Origin of the sequence: Burkholderia ubonensis, from assembly GCF_001718695.1 — a bacterium.
Lineage (GTDB): Bacteria > Pseudomonadota > Gammaproteobacteria > Burkholderiales > Burkholderiaceae > Burkholderia > Burkholderia ubonensis_B.
The window spans coordinates 19,184-37,050 of sequence record NZ_CP013422.1; the positions used below are offsets into that span (position 1 = coordinate 19,184).

At 67.6% G+C, this 17,867-nt stretch carries 13 protein-coding genes; 5 read left to right on the forward strand and 8 right to left on the reverse strand.

The window, feature by feature from the left end; translation table 11 throughout:
* Positions 1 to 217: 217 nt before the first annotated feature.
* Both WJ35_RS20155 and WJ35_RS20160 read right to left on the reverse strand, forming a co-directional pair.
* Complete coding sequence (locus WJ35_RS20155) at positions 218 to 1,282, reverse strand: VacJ family lipoprotein (RefSeq protein ID WP_069239831.1); 1,065 nt, start codon at positions 1,280 to 1,282, stop codon at positions 218 to 220.
* Positions 1,275 to 3,908, reverse strand: coding sequence for an MMPL family transporter (locus WJ35_RS20160; protein WP_060231303.1), 2,634 nt, complete (start codon positions 3,906 to 3,908; stop codon positions 1,275 to 1,277). Before WJ35_RS20160 ends, WJ35_RS20155 begins: the two co-directional genes overlap by 8 nt.
* Positions 3,909 to 4,215: 307 nt before the next feature.
* Between WJ35_RS20160 and WJ35_RS20165 the strand changes: the two genes are divergently transcribed.
* Complete coding sequence (locus WJ35_RS20165) at positions 4,216 to 4,812, forward strand: MlaC/ttg2D family ABC transporter substrate-binding protein (RefSeq protein ID WP_010090215.1); 597 nt, start codon at positions 4,216 to 4,218, stop codon at positions 4,810 to 4,812.
* A gap of 258 nt (positions 4,813 to 5,070) precedes the next feature.
* Here WJ35_RS20165 and WJ35_RS20170 read toward each other — a convergent pair whose 3' ends face one another.
* From WJ35_RS20170 to WJ35_RS30565, 5 genes are all read right to left on the reverse strand, one after another.
* On the reverse strand, positions 5,071 to 5,754 hold the full coding sequence (locus tag WJ35_RS20170; protein WP_010090212.1) for a response regulator: 684 nt from the start codon (positions 5,752 to 5,754) through the stop codon (positions 5,071 to 5,073).
* Positions 5,755 to 5,794: 40 nt separating this feature from the next.
* The gene (locus WJ35_RS20175; protein WP_060231393.1) at positions 5,795 to 7,177 is read right to left on the reverse strand and encodes a cache domain-containing protein; all 1,383 of its coding nucleotides are present in this window, start codon (positions 7,175 to 7,177) and stop codon (positions 5,795 to 5,797) included.
* A gap of 116 nt (positions 7,178 to 7,293) precedes the next feature.
* Positions 7,294 to 8,856, reverse strand: coding sequence for a sensor domain-containing diguanylate cyclase (locus WJ35_RS20180; protein WP_069239832.1), 1,563 nt, complete (start codon positions 8,854 to 8,856; stop codon positions 7,294 to 7,296).
* 444 nt (positions 8,857 to 9,300) lie between these two features.
* On the reverse strand, positions 9,301 to 11,475 hold the full coding sequence (locus tag WJ35_RS20185; RefSeq protein WP_069239833.1) for a malate synthase G: 2,175 nt from the start codon (positions 11,473 to 11,475) through the stop codon (positions 9,301 to 9,303).
* Positions 11,472 to 11,684: a heme-binding protein gene (locus tag WJ35_RS30565; RefSeq protein WP_080484398.1), complete on the reverse strand. Its 213-nt coding sequence runs from the start codon at positions 11,682 to 11,684 to the stop codon at positions 11,472 to 11,474. Before WJ35_RS30565 ends, WJ35_RS20185 begins: the two co-directional genes overlap by 4 nt.
* A gap of 608 nt (positions 11,685 to 12,292) precedes the next feature.
* On the opposite strand from WJ35_RS30565, the gene WJ35_RS20190 reads away from it, so the two are divergent.
* From WJ35_RS20190 to WJ35_RS20205, 4 genes are all read left to right on the forward strand, one after another.
* A complete protein-coding gene (locus WJ35_RS20190) occupies positions 12,293 to 13,774 on the forward strand; it encodes a nitronate monooxygenase (RefSeq protein ID WP_069239834.1) in 1,482 nt (493 codons plus the stop codon).
* A 68-nt stretch (positions 13,775 to 13,842) separates the two neighbouring features.
* Entirely contained in the window at positions 13,843 to 15,294 is a 1,452-nt protein-coding gene (locus WJ35_RS20195; protein WP_069239835.1) for a DEAD/DEAH box helicase, read from the forward strand.
* Between the two features lie 177 nt (positions 15,295 to 15,471).
* Positions 15,472 to 15,660 (forward strand): hypothetical protein, encoded by a 189-nt coding sequence (locus tag WJ35_RS20200; protein WP_014724274.1) that lies wholly within the window; start codon positions 15,472 to 15,474, stop codon positions 15,658 to 15,660.
* Positions 15,661 to 16,062: 402 nt separating this feature from the next.
* A complete protein-coding gene (locus WJ35_RS20205; RefSeq protein ID WP_155121951.1) occupies positions 16,063 to 16,743 on the forward strand; it encodes a hypothetical protein in 681 nt (226 codons plus the stop codon).
* Positions 16,744 to 17,005: 262 nt separating this feature from the next.
* On the opposite strand, the gene WJ35_RS20210 is transcribed toward WJ35_RS20205, so the two are convergent.
* Positions 17,006 to 17,857 (reverse strand): carbohydrate ABC transporter permease, encoded by an 852-nt coding sequence (locus tag WJ35_RS20210; RefSeq protein ID WP_011881166.1) that lies wholly within the window; start codon positions 17,855 to 17,857, stop codon positions 17,006 to 17,008.
* Between the last annotated feature and the right edge of the window lie 10 nt (positions 17,858 to 17,867).

Here is a 17,867-nt window from a genome sequence, read left to right on the forward strand (position 1 = left end):
GCGCGTCGGGCACGCGTGCGGGGGCTTCTACACGGCTTCGTGACGGCGACCTGGTAGCGATCTCGCGGGCTTGCTCGAACGGATCGCGCCATACCGCGTCAACCATGCTGCCGCCCAAAAAACAAAACCCCATGTTCCGAGAAACATGGGGTTCGTCGACGGTTCGAGCGCTGCATGATGCAGCGCTCGCCGGCATTGCGGCCGGCGCGGTGCCGCGTTACTGCGCGGCAGGCGCGCTCGCGGGGAGCGTCGGCATTGCCGGCGCGATCGGTGCGCCGTTGGCGGCCGGCGCAGTCGTTGCGCCGGTCGACGCCGATGCAGGCGTTGCCGGCGCCGCAGCGGGTGCTGCAGACACAGCAGGCACGGCGGACGCGGCAGGCACGGCAGAAGCCGCCGCCGCGCTCGCAGGCATCGCACTGCCCGCCCCCGGATCGTCATATTGCGGCAAGCCGGCCGCGGCCGGCGCATTGTTCGGCGCTGCACCCGCTGCGCCGCCCGCGTCGCCCGGATCTTCGTAATTCGGCAGCCCCGGCGCGGACGGCGCGGCCGCCGGCGCCGCGCCCGATTCATCGGGCTGCGCGTAGTTCGGCGCTTCGGCCGACGCCGATTCGCCGTGGAACGTGAGCGACTTGCGCTGCTGCAGGTACGCGTCGCGCACGAACGAATACGGATCGAGCGCCGCCTGCTTCAGCAGGTCGGTCGCGCCGAGCAGGTCCGAACGCGCGCTCACGAACTGCATCACGTACATCGGATTGCGCGCGGCCGGCTCGATGTAGTTGAGCAGGTTGAAGCGCACGTCGACCGCGCGGCCGACGCCGTCGCGGAACGTGCTCGGCCCGAACACCGGCAGAACGAGATACGGGCCGGACGGCATGCCCCAGCGCGCGAGCGTCAGGCCGAAATCCTGGTGATGCTTCGGCAGCCCCGCGGGCGTCGCGATGTCGATCAGGCCGCCGACGCCGAACAGCGAGTTCATCGCGACGCGCATCAGGTCCTGCGTCGCATCGGTGATCCGCAGCTGCAGCAGGTTGTTCGCGATGTTGCCGAGGTCGCCGAGGTTCGAGAAGAAGTTGCTGATCGCCGTGCGCACCGGCGTCGGCGTGACCTTCTGATAGCCCTTCGCGATCGGCACCGCGATGTTCCGGTCGACGGTGTCGTTGAACGTGTACACCGCGCGGTTCATCGGCTCGAGCGGATCGGACGGATTGCGGTTGGGGCCGGTCGCGCAGCCGCTCAGCAGCGCGCCAGCGGCGACGGTGGCCGCAATGGTTCTTTTATTCATTGATTCCTTGCGATTGGTTCTGCGCGCGCTTCACGCGCGGTTTGCCCATGAGTACCGGCTGGAACACCACGGCGCCGATCAGCGTGCACGTCAGCGCGAGCGCGAGCAGCTTGCCCATGCTGGACGTGCCGGGGTGATGCGACAGCCACAGGCTGCCGAATGCGGTGGCCGTGGTCGCGGCGCTGAACAGCACCGCATGCGTGAGGCTCGAATGCAGCAGGCCGGTCTGCCCGGCGCGCCACGCCATCACGAAATACACCTTGAACGCGACGCCGACGCCGAGCATCAGCGGCAGCGCGATGATGTTGGCGAAGTTGAGCGACATGCCGAACACGACGCACAGCTCGAGCGTCACGATGCCCGACACGAGCAGCGGCACCAGCGTGCGCAGCACGTCGCCGAAACGGCGCAGCGTGATCCACAGCAGGATCGTGATCGACACGGTCGACCACAGCGCCGCATGCAGGAACGCATTGATGATGGTGTCGGCCGAATGCAGGATCGAGATCGGCCCGCCGATCGCGCCCGGCTCGGCGGCCTTCACGGCCGTCGCGAAGCGGCGCAGCATCGTGTCGTCGCCCGGATCGACGCCCTTCGGCACCTTCGGCGAGATCTGCACGAGCGCATGGCCGTCCGGCGCGACCCAGTCGCGCACGAGCTGCGGCGGCAGCGTGTCGCGCGTGATCTCCTGCGGCTGGAGCAGCGTCGCGAGCTGGCTGAGCGCGGTGCGCAGCGTATCGGAGAACGCGCGCTCGGCGCGGTCGCGCGTCGCGGCGTCGGCGGCCGCGAGCTTCGCGAGCGACGCCGACAGGTGCTGCGCGGCCGCCGCGCCCGGGCCCGGATGATCCTCGGCCGCGTAGCCCAGCAGGTCCGACACGCGCTTGAGCGCGGCGACGCGCTGCGCGTCGGTCGCGGGCGGCGCGGCGGGCTGCGTCAGCGCGGGCATCAGCTCGCTCGCGGCGGCGGCGATCGACGCGCGCTTGGCCGGCTGGTCGGCCGGGATGAAGGTCGACAGCGTCGTCGTGCGGCCGACTTCGGGCAGCGCGTCGAGACGCTTCGCGGCCGCGTCGGCTTCGGCGAGCGACGGCGCGAGCAGCGTGACGTCGTTGACCGACGCCTCCGGCGAATCCTTCAGCGCGAGCAGGGTCGCCATCGATTCGCTGTACGGGTCCTTCAGGTGCAGCGGGTTGAAATCGAAGTGCAGGAACTTGAGCAGCGGCAGCGCGCCGATCACGACCGCGAGCGTGCCGATCAGGATCGGCTTGCGGTGCACGTCGAGGAACTCGTCGACCGGCGCGAGCATCGGAAAGCCCGGCGACTTCGATTCGCCCGGCGGCGCGAACAGGCGCAGCAGCGCGGGCAGCAGCGTGACGGTGGTGGCCAGCGCGACGAACATGCCGACGCCCGCGATCAGGCCGAGCTCGGACACGCCGCGATACGCGGTCGGGATGAACGAGAAGAAGCTGGCCGCGACCGCCGTGGTCGCGAGCGCGAGCGGCATGCCCATCGAGTGCGCGGCGCCGATCAGCGCGTGGTCGATGCGCGGGTCGCGGAAGCGCTCCTCGCGGTACTTCACGCCGTACTGGATCGAGAAATCGACGCCGAGGCCGACGAACAGCACCATGAACGCGACCGAGATCATGTTCAGCGAGCCGACCATCATCAGGCCGAGCGCGGCGGTGACGGCGAGGCCGACGAACAGCGTGACGATCACCGAGCCGATCATCCGCTTCGAGCGCAGCGCGAGCCACAGGATGACGAGCACCGCGAGCAGTGTGAGGGCGCCGTTGAGCGCCGCGCCGTCCTGCACCGACGCGAATTCGTCGTCGGCAAGCGGCTGCTCGCCGGTCAGCCGCACGACCGCGCCGAAGCGCTTCTCGAGGTCGAGCGCCCGTGCGGTGTCGCGGATCGTCCGGCTCGCTTCCTCGCCGGCCTTCAGCGCGCCGTAGTTGACCACCGGCTGCACGGTGACGAACGCGCGCGCAGGCTGCTTCGCGGCGTCGTTGTCGACGAGCGCGCGCCACGAGAACGCGGCGGGCTTGCCGGCCAGCACGTCGTCGACCGTCGCGGCGCTGCGCGACAGCAGCTTGGCCATCGCCGGCAGCTTCACCTGGCCGGTCAGGAGCGGCTGGCCGAGCGTCGTCGACAGCGTGGTCGCGAGCCCGGTCAGGCTCGGGTTCTTCGCGAGCTCGTTGACGAGCGGACGCGCGCGCGCGAGTTGCGACGTGGTGTCCGCGACTTCCTGCGGCGGCAGGAACAGCAGCCCGTTGTGCTCGAAGAACGGGCCGCCGCCGGGCTCGGCGACCTGGCCGATGCGGCCGGCTTCGGCCTGCTTCTGCAGCGCGGCCGTCAGCGCATGCGCGGCGGCGGTCGCGAATTCGGGCGCGGGGGCTTCGACGACCGCGAGGATCGTGCCGTCGCGTTGCGGGAACGCGCGGTCGATGCCCTTGCCGAGCGCCGCCCATTGAGGCTCGGCGTCGACGAGCTTGCTGATGTCCGTACTGATCTTGAAGTGACGCGCGACGTAGACGCCGCTCATGGCGGCGATGATCAGGGACAGCACGACGACCCAGACCGGGCGTCGGACCGACCACGCGACGAGTCGAATGATGAGAGATGTCACCATGAGGCGGTGGGGTGGGGCTCGAAAAGGCAAAGTGCCCAAGTATACCGGCGCGGCGCGGCGGCGGTCGTGACGTTGGGTGATGTGGGGCCGGAAGATTCCTTTCCTGTCGGAGGGGGAATCGGCGCCGCGCGGTGTCCTCGCCATAAGTAAGCGTATGCTTACTTTCCGCTGGACCCGCGCCTGTGACAATCCGGCGTGAAAGGTAACAGTCGGTCACGGCGCGGCAGGCGTGCGTCAGGCCCGGTATACTTGCGTCGACCGGACGGCGCTGCGCCGTCCGTCTTTCCTTAGCGAGTGCGATATCCGTATGAAACGTCATCTGTTTGCTTTTCTCGCCGCGGCCACCGTGTCGATTTCCGCTTTCGCGCAGAGTGCGCCGGTCGACGTGGTTCGCAATGCGGTCGAGGGCACCGTCAATGCGATGAAGGCCGATCCGGTCGCACGCGGCGGCGACATGGCGAAGGTCACGCAGGTGGTCGAGGCGCGCTTCCTGCCCGCGACGAATTTCGAGCGCACGACCCGCATCGCGGTCGGCGACGCGTGGAAGCAGGCGACGCCGCAACAGCAGCAAGAGCTGTACAAGCAGTTCAAGCTGCTGATGACGCGCACCTACGCCGCGTCGCTCGCGCAGCTCGGCAACCAGGACGCGAAGTTCTCGTTCAAGGCGGGCGGCGCGTCGGGCGCCGACGCGCTCGTGCAGTCGACGGTGACGACGCCGGGCGACAGCCAGTCGGTCGGCTACCGGCTCGGCAAGATCGGCAACGACTGGAAGATCTACGACATCGACATGTCGGGCGCGTGGCTGATCCAGGTCTACCAGGGGCAGTTCAAGAGCCAGCTCGCGCAAGGCGGCATCGACGGGCTGATCGCGTTCCTGCAGAAGCACAACGCGCGGACGAACTGAGCGACGCGCTCGGTCGGTCCGTATGAATCAAGGGCGCTCCAGGGCGCCCTTTTTCATTGGCGTGCGGCCGAAATCCAGCTGGCGTGCGCAAGCGGTCGACGGGGTGATATACGTCGCGTGAACGGGGCGATGCCGTGGCGGGCCATCCGCTCGGCAGGCGACGACCTCCTTTTGCGGTCGCCGCCGCCGCACATGGCCACTGCGCGACGGTGGAACTGCCACGCGACGCACGCGCGCGCCCTGCCCTGCCCAGCCCCGCTACCGCCGCCGATGCTCGACCGCGAACTTGATCAGCTCGGCCTGTCCTTCGATGTCGAGCTTGCGTTTCAGGTTGAGCCGGTGCGTCTCGACGGTGCGCACCGACAGCCCGGTCTGCTGCGCGATCTGCTTGCTCGACAGGCCTTCGGCGAGCGCATCGAGGATGTCGCGTTCGCGCGGCGTCAGGCGATCGAGCGGCGACGCCGCCGCGCTGGCGTGGATCATCCGCGCGGCGAGCCCTTCGCTGAAGAACGTGTGGCCCGCGAGCACCGCGCCGATCGCGCGGACGATCTCGCTCGCCGGCGAATCCTTCAGCAGGTAGCCGCTCGCGCCGGCGCGCACGGCCTGCGTCACGTATTCGACGTTGTCGTGCATCGACAGCATCAGCACGCGGATGCCGGGAAAGCGCTCGTGGAACACGCCGGCGAGCGCGATGCCGTTCATGCCGTTCATGCCGACGTCCATCAGCGCGAGATCGGGTTCGAGCGATTCGGCAAGCGCCAGCGCCTCGTCGGCGTTGCCGGCCTCGCCGACGACCGACAGGTCGGCCGCTTCGAGCCGCATCCGCAGGCCGTCGCGCACGAGCGGATGGTCGTCGACGAGCAGAAGGCGGGCGACCGGCTGGGCGACCGGCTGGGCGACGGGGTCGGCGGGGAGCCTTGCGGGGGTGTCCGGGGCGCTCATGGGCGATGGGTCTCCTTGAATCGAGTGGCGGCGCGCGCGGTCAGGCCGGTGAAGTCAGCGGCACGCGCGCGGCCACCACGGTGTGGCCGACCTGCGACGTGATCGTCAGCGCGCCGCCGAGCGCGTCGAGGCGTTCGCGCATGTTGCGCAGGCCGATGCCGCCGCGCGCGTCGGCCTGCGAGCGCTCGGCGTCGAACCCGCAGCCGTTGTCGGCGATGCTCAGCGTGACCGCGTGCGTCGCGACGTCGAGCGTCACCGCGGCGCGCGATGCCTGCGCATGATGCACGATGTTGCTGAGCGCTTCCTGCGCGATCCGGAACAGCGCGGTGTTGACCGCGGCGGGCAGCGGCCGCGCGCCGCTGTGCGCGACCTGCGTGTAGCCGATGTCGACGCCGCTTTCCGCGCCGAGCTCGCGCACGAGCTGGTCGAGCGCGGCCGCGAGCCCGAGATCGTCGAGCATCGCCGGCCGCAGCGCGTGCGAGATGCGCCGCACTTCGCGCAGCGTGTCGCCGAGCCGGACGACGCCGGACGCGAGCGCCTGCTCGGCCTCGGGCACGCGCGTCGCGCCGCGCTCGAAGCGCGCGAGCGCCGATTCGAGCATCAGCTTCGCCGACACCATCATCTGGCTGATGCCGTCGTGCAGCTCGCGCGACAGCCGCGCGCGCTCCTGTTCCTGCGATTCGACGACGCGCTGCGCAAGCTGCTTGAGCTTTGCATCCGCGCTGCGCGATTCGCTGACGTTCAGCACCAGCGCGCAGACGGCGATCGCCGCCGCGCCGGCCAGCGCGATCACGGTCAGCCAGCTCATCGTGCGCTCGATGTTCGCGGACGCGCGCGCGTCGATCCTCTGCAGCGCGTTGTCGACGTCGTCGAGGTAGATGCCCGTGCCGACCATCCAGCCCCAGCGCTCGAGCGCGACGACGTAGCCGAGCTTCGGCGCGGCCCGCCCGGTCGACGGGCGCTGCCAGACGTAGCGGACGTAGCCGCCGCCGTGCGACGCGGCGTTGATCAGCTGCTGGATCGTCAGGCTGCCCTGCGGGTCGCGCATCGTCCAGAAATTGTGGCCGACCCGCTCGGGCTCGCGCGGATGCATCAGCGAATTGCCGTGCAGGTCGTACACGAAGAAATAGCCGTCGGGGCCGAAATCCATTTTCTGCAGCATCGCGAGCGCCTGCGTGCGCAGCAGCGCGTCGTCGCGCGCATTGCTGCCGCTCGCTTCGTAGAGCGGCATGATCGCGCTCGTCGCCAGGTCGACGTAATGCTTGAGCTCGACTTCCTTGCTCGACAGGTACGCGGACTGGATCGTCGCATGCTGGGTGCGCGCGAGCGACGTCGCCTGGTGGCGCACCCCGAAGCCGATGCCGGCGATCGCGACGAGAAACGGCACGATGGCCAGAAGGAAGATCTTTGCCTTGAGTCTCATGGTGGTCCGAAGCGGGCGCGGCGGTGCGCACGCGTGCTGCGCGCGGCGGCGCGGCGAGCCGACATTGTCGGCGATTTTGCGGTGCGCGGCGACGGTCGGTGCCGGCCGGCCGCCGCTCAGGCGCGGCGCGGTGCGCGCTCGCCGTCGGCCGCCGTGTGCACGACGACCTGGTTGCGCCCGCTCGCCTTCGCGCGAAACAGCGCGTCGTCGGCGCGCTTCAGCGCGGCCTGGATGGTGTCGCCGCGTTCCGGATAGCAGGTCGTCACGCCGATGCTGGCGGTCAGCCGGCCGAACTCGCTGGCGTCGTGCCGGATGCCGAGCTCGTGGATGCTCGCGCGGATCGTCTCGGCGACCGCGGCCGCGCCGCTCGCGTCCACGCCCGGCAGGATCACGACGAATTCCTCGCCGCCGTAGCGCGCCGCGTAGTCGGCCGGGCGGCGCAGGCAGCCGGCGAGGCAGCGTCCGACCGCGGCGAGCGCGTCGTCGCCGGCCTGATGGCCTTGCGTGTCGTTGTAGCGCTTGAAGTAGTCGACGTCGACGAACAGCAGCGACAGCGCATGCTGCGAGCGCGCGGCGCGGCGCCATTCGCGCTCGAGCGTGAGGTCGAGCATGCGGCGGTTGTCGAGGCCGGTGAGGCCGTCGGTGCGCGCGAGCGCCCGCAGCTCGGCTTCCGCGCGATGGCGCCTGCGCAGCTGCACGTCGAGCAGCAGCGACAGGCCGACGAAGCCGAGCGCGAGCAGCACCATCGCGGACCCGATCGGAATCGCGCGGTCGTACCACGCGGCGTAGATGTCCGATTCGGCCTCGGCGACCATGATGATCAGCGGCAGGTTGTCGAGGTGCCGGAACACGTACAGGCGCCGCACGCCGTCGATCGACGCGGTGTCGGCGAAGCTGCCGTCGTGCGCGCTCATGAAATGCTTGAACGTGCTGGCCTTGCTGATGTCGCGGCCGATGATCTTCGGGTCGTACGGCTTGCGCATCAGCATCCGGCCGTTCGTCGCGATCAGCGACATCGCGCCGCGCTCGCCGAGCGTGAGGCGCGCGAACAGGTCCTGGAAATATTCGAGCCGGATCGACATCACGGCGACGCCGCCGAACGAGCCGTCAGGCTGCGAGATGCGGCGGCTGAGCGCGATGCTCGGCGAGCCGTTGCGCAGCCGCGAATGGTAAGGGTCGCTCACGTACAGCCCGACGTCCGGATGATCGCGATGGACGGCGAAATACGCTTCGTTGGCGAAGTTGAACTTGCGCGGGATGTCGGTCTTGCCGTCGACCGCGATGTCGCCGTTCGCGTCGAGCACGTAGATGCCGCCGAGGTATTTGGCCGTGGTCGCGCGGTCGAACAGCACCTGGCGACGCACCCGCATCGGCAGATTCGCGACTGCCGGGTCGTTCGCGCCGTCGACGACCGCCTGCAGCGACAGCGAATAGATCTCGATGTTGCGCTCGATGTCCCACGCGGCCATCAGCGCGAGGTTCTGCAGCGTGGTGCGCGCGCGCTCGCGCGCGTCGATCCGGCCCTCGTAGAGCACGATGCCGCACAGCAGGAGCAGGATCAGCGCGATCAGCAGTCCCGAGTAGAAAATCAGGTGCGGAAGCAGCGCACGGCGCACGCGAGCGACGACGCGGCCGGTCCGGCGGGATTCGCGGGGCACTGCGTAGTCGGTTTCAGCCATGGCGCATGGAACGATGGGCATCGCGGCCGGACGGCGAGCCGATGCGATTATTCGTGTGACACGTAGCTGGCGGTCCGATACGCGCCCCCGGGGCGCCCGCGCTGACGGACCATCGAAAGACGAATGCCGATCGTCGGCAATCGCATCCGGGCGAACCGATCAGATCGCGTTCGCGGATGGGTTTATTCGTGAATCGAAGGTCGTACGAATCGTGCCGCAGATGGGTCCGAGTATAACGCGCGCATCAAGTGGCGCTGAATATGTCGCGCACCGTTGATTCGGATCAAATTGGGGTTTTAACCTCTACTTGCAAATTGCGCGCGGAAGGCAATTGGGTGACCGATTGCGCGGACGCGAGCCGCGATATTCATATTGAAAAACGGGCGGCCGAAATCGGCCACCCGTCTCGTCAAAACGCATGCGGGAAATCCCGCGTGCGGCTGCTTACGCGCTTTGCTGTTGCGCCTTGAACGCGAGCCGGAACTGGTGCAGCAGCGGCTCGGTGTAGCCGCTCGGTTGCGCGGTGCCCTGCAGCGCGAGCGCGCACGCGGCCTTGAACGCATACGACGCATCGAAGTCGGGCGCCATCGGCCGGTAGTTCGCGTCGCCGGCGTTCTGCTGGTCGACGACGCGCGCCATCCGCTTGAACACGCCGAGCACGAAGTCCTCGGTGATCACGCCATGGCGCAGCCAGTTCGCGATGTGCTGGCTCGAGATGCGCAGCGTCGCGCGGTCTTCCATCAGGGCGACGTTGTTGATGTCGGGCACCTTCGAGCAGCCGACGCCCTGTTCGACCCAGCGCACGACGTAGCCGAGGATGCCCTGCGCGTTGTTCTCGACCTCGCGCAGGATCTCGGCTTCGCTCCATTCGGCGCGCTCGACGACCGGGATCGTCAGCAGCCCTTCGAGCAGCGCGTCGCGCTCGCCCGCGTACGGGATCTTCTCGAGTTCCTGCTGGACGGCCTGCACGTCGACCAGGTGATAGTGCAGCGCATGCAGCGTCGCGGCGGTCGGCGACGGCACCCACGCGGTGTTCGCGCCCGCGCGCGGATGGCCGATCTTCTGCTCGAGCATCGCGTGCATCAGGTCCGGCATCGCCCACATGCCCTTGCCGATCTGCGCGCGGCCGCGCAGCCCGGCGGCGAGGCCGGCGAGCACGTTGTTGCGTTCGTACGCGGTGATCCACGCCGACGTCTTCATGTCGCCCTTGCGGATCATCGGGCCCGCTTCCATCGACGAGTGCATCTCGTCGCCGGTGCGGTCGAGGAAGCCCGTGTTGATGAACGCGACACGCGCGGCGGTGGCCGCGATGCACGCGGCGAGGTTCACGCTGGTGCGGCGCTCCTCGTCCATGATGCCCATCTTCAGCGTGTTGCGCGGCAGGCCGTACAGGTCTTCGATGCGCGCGAACAGCGTGTCGGAGAACGCGACTTCCACGGGGCCGTGCATCTTCGGCTTCACGATGTAGATCGAGCCCGTGCGCGAGTTGCGCTTCGACTTCAGGTCGTGCAGCGCGCACAGCGTCGTGACGACGCCGTCGAGGATGCCTTCCGGAATCTCGTGGCCGTCGCGGTCGAGCACCGCGCCGTTGGTCATCAGGTGGCCGACGTTGCGGATGAACAGCAGCGAGCGGCCGTGCAGCGTCAGCGTGCCGCCGGCGGGCGTCGTGTAGTCGCGGTCGGCGTTCAGGCGGCGCGTGAAGGTCTTGCCGCCCTTCGACACTTCCTCGACGAGCGTGCCCTGCATCAGGCCGAGCCAGTTTCGGTAGAGCTGCACCTTGTCGTCCGCATCGACCGCGGCCACCGAATCCTCGCAGTCGATGATCGTGCTGACCGCCGCCTCGAGCACGACGTCCTTCACGTTCGCGACGTCGGCGCGGCCGATCGGCGCCGACGCGTCGATCTGGATCTCGATGTGCAGGCCGTTGTGCTTCAGCAGGATCGCCGACGGCGCGTCGGGCGCGCCCTGGTAGCCGGCGAATTGTTCCGGCTGCGCGAGATGCGTGACGCCCGCGTTGGTCTCGACCGCGAGCTGGCCGTCCTGCACGCGGTAGCGCAGCGCGTCGCGGTGCGAGCCGCGCGCGAGCGGCGCTGCGTTGTCGAGCACGCCGCGCGCATAGTCGATCACGCGCTGGCCGCGCGTAGGGTTGTAGGCCGCGGTGCGTTCCGCGCCGTTGTCCTCGGGCAGCGCATCGGTGCCGTACAGCGCGTCATACAGGCTGCCCCAGCGCGCGTTCGCGGCGTTCAGCGCATAGCGCGGAATCGACAGCGGCACGACGAGCTGCGGGCCGGCTTGCTGCGCGATTTCGCTGTCGACGTTCTCGGTGGCGGCCGCGACGTTCGCGGGCGCGGGCACCAGGTAGCCGATCTGCTCGAGGAACGCGCGATACGCGGCATGGTCGCGCACCGGGCCGGGGTGCGCGCGGTGCCACGTATCGAGTTCCTGCTGCAGGCGGTCGCGTTCCGCGAGCAGTTCGCGGTTGCGCGGCGCGAGGTCGTGCACCAGCGCGGAGAAGCCGCGCCAGAATGCCGCCTTGTCGATGCCGGTGCCCGGCAGCGCTTCGTTTTCGATGAACTGGCTCAGTGCATCCGCGACTTGCAGTCCGTCATGGTCGATCATCGTGAGTCCTCCCGGGGAATGGAAAACGCGCGCGGATCAGGCCGCGACGCTTTGTATGCCGCGCGGGCGAGCCGTGCATCCGGTCCGGACTCTACGCCGGACACACCGATCGCGCCCGCAATACGGCCGCCCGCCGTGACCGGCGCGCCGCCTTCGGGCAAGCCCGCGCGCGGCGCGCCCGGAAACGCGGTGCGGCCACTGTGGATCATATCCCCATACGCGCGCGTAGCGCCCCGGGCGGCGTCAAGCCCAGGCGCGATCGTGCCCGGCGGCGCGTCAAGATCCGGTATGCGCTGACGTGCTACTGTCGTCGATCGTGCCGCCGGTGGGTGCAGCGCCTGCCTCCGCCGGTGCGCAGACCGGGGGCGAGGCCGATCGTGGCCTTCGGGCTGGCCGGCGCGACATCAGCGCGCTTCATCGCCGCATGCGGCTGTGGAGGCGGAACGATCTCTGGCTTGCGCGGTTCTACAATGCGGTGACGGCGCATCCCTTCGGTCAGGGCCGGCAGCGCTGCTGCGCGAGCATGTCCGAGTGTGCGTTGGCTGCACCTGTGAGCGCGACGAATCGCAGCGCGTCATGCGGTCGACAGCTGCCGCTGTCGTGATCAACATGATTCGCATCGAGCGGGCCGATGCGCCGCCGCCGCTGTAGCGACGAATATCGGGAAATACCGGTTGCCGCCGCAGCCGAACGGTCGGATATGTCACAATGTGAGCAATTCGATGTGCGGTTCGCCACGCTCCGTTTCGCTGTCGCGCAATGCGCACTGCGGGCGGTCGGCCGTGGTGCGCCGCCGATCCAGAAAGGAGGACGCTGCATGTCGATTCCGACGCGTGGCGACGGGCTCGACGCCCGCGCCGTAGAGATTCTGCATCGCCCCGTGTGCGACCTGCTCGGCTGTGCCTGGCCGATCGTGCTCGCGGGCATGGGCGGTGTCGCGCGGGCCGAGCTGGCGAGTGCGGTGAGCGCCGCCGGCGGGTTCGGTTTTCTCGGGATGGTGCGTGAGCCGGTCGCGTTGATCCGGCGCGAGGTCGAGCGGGTTCGCGCGGCCACCGCGCAACCGTTCGGCGTGAACCTGATTCCGGCGTCGACGCCGCGCGAACTGCTCGACGCGCAGCTCGATGCGTGCATCGAATTGCGGGTGCCGGTCGTCGCGCTGTTCTGGGACGTGATGCCGGACGTCGTGCGGCGCCTGCGCGATGCGGGCGTGCGCGTGGTTCATCAGGTCGGCTCGGTCGACGACGCGCAGGCGGCCGACGCGGCCGGCGCGCACGCGCTGATCGTCCAGGGGCACGAGGCCGGCGGGCATGTGCGCGGCGATCGGCCGCTCGTCGAGCTGTTGCCACAGGTGGTGCGCGCGACGCGCTTGCCGGTGCTGGCCGCGGGCGGGATCGCCGACGGCGCCGACGTGGCCGCCGCCATGGCGCTCGGCGCGCAGGGCGCGGTGATCGGCACCGCGTTCATCGCGACGCACGAGTCGTTCGCGCATCCGTATCACCAGCAGCGGATCGTCGAAGGGCGCGACGGCGACACGCTGCTGACCGACGTCTTTCACATCAACTGGCCGCGCGGCGCGCGCGTGCGCGTGTTGCCGTCGAGCGTCACGCGCGGCGAGCGCGGCGATCCGTTCGGCGACGCGCGCGTGGTGATCGGCGACGAGGAAGGGCGGCCGATCTATCTGTTCAGCACCGATTCTCCGCTGCGCACGATGACCGGCGATTTCGAGGCGATGGCGCTGTATGCGGGCACGGGCGTCGGCCGTATCCGGGCGATCGAGCCGGCCGGCGACGTGCTGCGCCGGATCGCGCTCGATGCGGCGGCGCGCCTCGGCCAAGGCACCGGCGCGGCGCGCCCGGCCGACGCGGACGCCGACCGCAGCGCGTTGCTGGCCGCGCTCGACGAACTGCTGGAAGCGGAGCGCGCGGGCGCGCGCGTCGCGTCCGGGACGGCGGCCGAGATCGACCACGATCCCGATCTCCACCGGCTGGTCGCGGGCATCCGCCTGGACGAGGCGCACTGGTGCAGCGTGCTCGTCGACGCGATCAGGTCGCTGAACGCGACGCCGACCCGCAAGACCGGCGCGTTCTACGAAAAGGCGATGGCGATCGACGACCTTTCCGAGCGGATGGCGTTCCTGAACCGCGGCCAGCGCTGGGTCGTGCGCAAGCTGCAGGCGCTGCTGCCGACGCTGGACAACCCCGAGATCCATCACGCGCTGACGTTGATGCTCGTGTCGCACGAGAAGAACGTCGGCGCGGTCGACATGCGGCTGCGGAAGACGGGCGCGGGCCGCGCGTAGGAATGCGCGCAGCCGCGGGCCGGCGGCGCGGTAACCGCTAGAATTGCGGTTTTAGCCGGAATACGCCCATGTCTTTTGCCTCGCTTGGCCTGATCGATCCCTTGCTGCGCAACGTGCAGGATCTCGACTACCAGACACCTACGCCGGTGCAGGTCAAGGCGATTCCCGCTGTGCTCAGTGGCAAGGACGTCATGGCCGCGGCACAGACCGGCACCGGCAAAACGGCGGGTTTTGCGCTCCCGCTGTTGCAACGGCTGGTGCAGCACGGCCCGGCGGTGTCCAGCAACCGCGCGCGCGTTCTGGTGCTGGTGCCCACGCGTGAACTGGCTGAACAAGTGCTGCAAAGCTTTATCGACTACGGCAAAGGCCTCGACTTGCGATTGCTGGCCGCCTACGGCGGTGTGAGCATCAACCCGCAGATGATGAAGTTGCGCAAAGGCGTGGATGTGCTCGTTGCCACGCCGGGCCGTTTGCTGGATCTCAATCGCCAGAACGCGGTGCAGTTCGATCAAGTCCAAACGCTGGTGCTGGATGAAGCCGACCGCATGCTGGATCTGGGCTTTGCGCGCGAACTCGACGCCGTCTTTGCCGCGTTGCCCGCTCAGCGCCAGACTCTGCTGTTCTCCGCCACGTTTAGCGATGATATCCGCGCCATGGCGGCGGGCATTCTGCGCGGCCCGGTCAAGATCAGCGTCAGCCCGCCCAATGCCACGGCCGGCAAGATCAAGCAGTGGGTGGTGCCGGTGGATAAAAGGAACAAGCCTGACCTCTTCATGCACCTTGTGGCTGAGAACGACTGGAAGCACGCGCTGGTGTTCGTCAAAACCCGCAAAGGCGTGGATTACCTGGCGGCCATGCTGGATGAAGCGGGCTATGCGGTCGACACGATCCACGGCGACAAACCGCAACCCGCGCGCCTGCGTGCGCTGGAGCGCTTCAAGACGGGCGAAGTCCATATGCTGGTAGCCACCGATGTGGCTGCGCGCGGGCTGGACATCGACGACCTGCCGCTGGTGATCAACGTTGATCTGCCGATCGTGGCGCAAGACTATGTGCACCGCATCGGCCGTACCGGCCGCGCGGGAGCCAGCGGCGTGGCAGTGTCCCTGGTGTGCGCCGATGAAGCGCCGCAACTGGCCGCGATTGAAGCGCTGATCCGGCAAACGCTGCCCCGTGAAGAAGAGCCGGGTTTTGAAGCCGAACACCGCGTGCCGCAAACCAGCGCAACGGGCCAGATCATCAAGAAACCCAAAAAGCCCAAGAAGCCCAAAGTGTTGCAGGCCGCGCCGGCCGCCAAGCCGATGCCGGGCAAGCAGGCGCGGCCGCGGAGTGGGGAAGGGAGCGGCAAGCCGGGGGCGAAGCGCGCGGGCGGCGCGGGTGCGGCAAGCGGGAAAGGCGCGAAAAGCGTGATCAGCGGCAGCCCGTTCAGCGTGCAGAAGCCGCGCGGTAAATCGGGCGGCAAGCCGGGCGGTGGTTCGGCCTCGGCGGGCAAAGCGACGGGTGGGCGCGGCAAAGGCTGAGCCTGTTGCTGATCCGCGTTCGGGCGAAGGCTCGTACGCGTTGCGGCGGGTACATACGGGCGCAAGGTTCTTCCAGGCAGCGGCGGCAAGCCGGCTGGCCGGCCTGCCGTCGAAGTTGCGAACCGGACCATGACAGCTAGACTGGAAGTTCCCCCCATGCAAACCATCGAGGGCCACATGGCGAACATCTACGTGGTTAAAACCGGCGAGCAATTCCTCTGCACCGGCGAGGACGGCGACATCGGCCTCGCGCCCGTGATCGAGGACGCCATGTCCTTTTTGTCCTACGACGAAGCACTCGCGGCGGCGAACGAACACGCCGAACCGGGGTTCGAAATCCTGTCCGTCGATATGACGCGTCGCTGATGCGGATGTCGATGGTGAGCGGCCGGTGATGGCGGTGCGGTGTGGTGTTGTTTGGGCGGGCCACGGTGATGCCCGCTAGCGCAGGCCGTCGAGTGCCCCGGGATGCTACCGATGCGGACGCCAAATTCATGCCGGGACATTCCAGCCGCCACCCAGCGCGCGGACAAGCATGTACCCAGCGAATTGCGATGCGCTATGCCATCGCAGTCGAGTCACGCGCGGCGCGTTTCCGTAGCTGCGCCGAGGTGTATCGCAGAGGCGTGTCGCGCCGTCGGGGATGCTGATACCTCCCGCCGTCCTCGACTGGTGGCACCGCCGCATTAACTTGGTCCGTATGCGTGCATCGCTCTTCAAGCTGCGCTGCAACAGTAAAATAAGTCGCCGCCATCGCTGGGAGGAACAATGATTTTTCATTCGCTTGGTGGCGTTGTATCGAACCTGCGCTCAACGCGCGCCCACTATCAACGATCTAAATTTGGTGATTTCGAAGATGTGGCTAGGGAAGTCGCGCCTTTGATGCTTGCGGCGATCGGCGATGATGCGATGGCGCTAAACAGTGCGATAGCAAATGATTCCGATAGGGCACGCCCGAAGTTGCCTGAAGGGTATTGGATCGAGATGGAGATGGCCGGGAAGCTAATGCGTGGATGGTTTGAGACGGTTCCCTTCAAGGATGGGGATAAAGTTGCAGTTGTCTTTAAAGGCGAGGGCCATCTGGTCGCAGTAAATAATCCCGAGCAGCGGGTTGTCGTGTTCGCGCCGGGCCTGCCCGAAGTGTTGAAAAATGGCTTTGGCAAGATGGTTTTCTACATGTTTTTGATAGTGAATACGATACTATTTTTTGGCGCGTTGATATTATTTTCATTCGCGATAAATTCGTGGAATGAACTGCGTTTGGTGATCTGCATGTTGTTTGTGGCGACTATTTCCATCAGCACACTGTTTTTTCTTGCGACCTTAAGGGATGAATTGTTCGGAGTTTTGAGGACGAAAAAAATCATGAAATTGCTGGGATTATCGGATTTTTATCGTGGAATGAGAGGGGACTCCGATGGTGTAAGAAGTCATGGCTTCCATTACTGACGTAGCATCGGGATGTACGGACAATTTCAAGAATGTGTGTACGGTCGGCCGCAGACATGAGTAGCAATTGGCTAGCGTGGCTTCGTGATAGCGCTCAACAGTTACTCTGGTGTCCTCGGTCGAAAATCGATAACGTTCCCCGGATCGCCAGAAAAAAGCCCGCCGAAGCGGGCAACCTCTCGATGAAGAGGACGAACTCCTGATCTGCGACCGCCACCGCGCACCGCGCACCGCGCACCGCGCACCGCGCACCGCGCCACCCTCACCCCTTCGTCGCCCCGAACGTCAGCCCCGCGACGAAGTGCTTCTGCATCGCGAAGAACATCGCGACCGACGGCAACGCCGCGAGGATCGACCCGGCCGACACGAGGTTCCACGACGTCGTCCATTGCCCCTTCAGCGCCGCGACGCCCGCCGTGATCGGCGCGGCCTCGTCGCCTTGCGTGAGGCACAGCGCCCAGAAGTAGTCGTTCCACACGAACGTGAACACCAGAATCGCGAGCGCAGCCAACGCTGGCCGGATCAACGGCAAAACGATCCGCCAGAACACCGTCCACTCGCCCGCGCCTTCGATGCGCGCTGCCTCGATCAGCTCGAACGGCAGCTGCTTGATGAAGTTGCGCAGAAACAGCGTGCAAAAGCCCGTCTGAAACGCGACGTGAAACAGGATCAGCGCCTCGACCGTATTGAACACCCCGAGCCGCAGCGACAGATCGCGCACCGGAATCATCAGCACCTGCACCGGCACGAAATTTCCCGCGACGAACGTGCCGAACAATGCGGTATTGCCGCGAAACCGATACGTCGCGAGCGCGAAGCCGGCCATCGCCGCGAGCGCGATCGAACCGAGCACCGACGGCACCGTGATCTGCACGCTGTTCCAGAAGTAATGCAGCATCGGCGACGTGGTCAGCGCATCGCGATAGTTCTCGATCATCGAGAAATGCCGCGGCCAGCCCCAGTAGTGGCCTTCGACCAGCTCCTCGGTCGAGCGCACCGACGTGACGAACACGGCGATCATCGGCAGCAGCCAGATCACGAGCGCGACGGGCAGCGACAGCTTGTACAGCCGGCGCGATACCGGCTTCCACTGGGCAACGGGTGTCGGAAACATGATGAGTGAA

Coding starts and splice junctions, on each gene's coding strand:
- WJ35_RS20155 (WP_069239831.1), bottom strand. CDS start 1,282: ATGAATAAAAGAACCATTGCGGCCACCGTCGCCGCTGGCGCGCTGCTG.
- WJ35_RS20160 (WP_060231303.1), bottom strand. CDS start 3,908: ATGGTGACATCTCTCATCATTCGACTCGTCGCGTGGTCGGTCCGACGC.
- WJ35_RS20165 (WP_010090215.1), top strand. CDS start 4,216: ATGAAACGTCATCTGTTTGCTTTTCTCGCCGCGGCCACCGTGTCGATT.
- WJ35_RS20170 (WP_010090212.1), bottom strand. CDS start 5,754: ATGAGCGCCCCGGACACCCCCGCAAGGCTCCCCGCCGACCCCGTCGCC.
- WJ35_RS20175 (WP_060231393.1), bottom strand. CDS start 7,177: ATGAGACTCAAGGCAAAGATCTTCCTTCTGGCCATCGTGCCGTTTCTC.
- WJ35_RS20180 (WP_069239832.1), bottom strand. CDS start 8,856: ATGGCTGAAACCGACTACGCAGTGCCCCGCGAATCCCGCCGGACCGGC.
- WJ35_RS20185 (WP_069239833.1), bottom strand. CDS start 11,475: ATGATCGACCATGACGGACTGCAAGTCGCGGATGCACTGAGCCAGTTC.
- WJ35_RS30565 (WP_080484398.1), bottom strand. CDS start 11,684: ATGATCCACAGTGGCCGCACCGCGTTTCCGGGCGCGCCGCGCGCGGGC.
- WJ35_RS20190 (WP_069239834.1), top strand. CDS start 12,293: ATGTCGATTCCGACGCGTGGCGACGGGCTCGACGCCCGCGCCGTAGAG.
- WJ35_RS20195 (WP_069239835.1), top strand. CDS start 13,843: ATGTCTTTTGCCTCGCTTGGCCTGATCGATCCCTTGCTGCGCAACGTG.
- WJ35_RS20200 (WP_014724274.1), top strand. CDS start 15,472: ATGGCGAACATCTACGTGGTTAAAACCGGCGAGCAATTCCTCTGCACC.
- WJ35_RS20205 (WP_155121951.1), top strand. CDS start 16,063: ATGATTTTTCATTCGCTTGGTGGCGTTGTATCGAACCTGCGCTCAACG.
- WJ35_RS20210 (WP_011881166.1), bottom strand. CDS start 17,857: ATGTTTCCGACACCCGTTGCCCAGTGGAAGCCGGTATCGCGCCGGCTG.